At 59.1% G+C, this 254-nt stretch carries 1 protein-coding gene; it reads right to left on the bottom strand.

Going from position 1 to position 254, the window contains the following annotated elements; translation table 11 throughout:
- Positions 1-254: DUF4399 domain-containing protein (locus SB822_RS58930; RefSeq protein ID WP_410859353.1), on the bottom strand; the 254-nt coding region annotated here is incomplete at both ends.

Below are 254 nucleotides of genomic sequence, written 5' to 3'. Positions count from 1 at the left end.
GCAGTTGAATCATCGTCTCGGTTTCGCCCGCGCCGAAATGCAGGTGATTGCGATCCGAGGGTATCTCCTGGTCCATCGGCGGCAAGTCGGTGTCGATCAGAAGATGATGATGCCCCGTGTTCGGATACTTCACGCCTTTCGGCGCGACGCCCATATAGCGCAAACCGAACCACACGCGAAACGGCTTATTGGCCGTAACCACCTGGCCGTCGTTGGGATAGCCGATATAGGCATGTGCGCCGGAAGGCGACGCC

It is taken from the genome of Paraburkholderia sp. SIMBA_054 (assembly GCF_046534875.1).
In the GTDB taxonomy this organism is placed as follows: Bacteria; Pseudomonadota; Gammaproteobacteria; order Burkholderiales; family Burkholderiaceae; genus Paraburkholderia; species Paraburkholderia hospita.
Note: the sequence above shows the minus strand (reverse complement) of the source record. Positions and strands in the feature narration are given on the sequence as shown.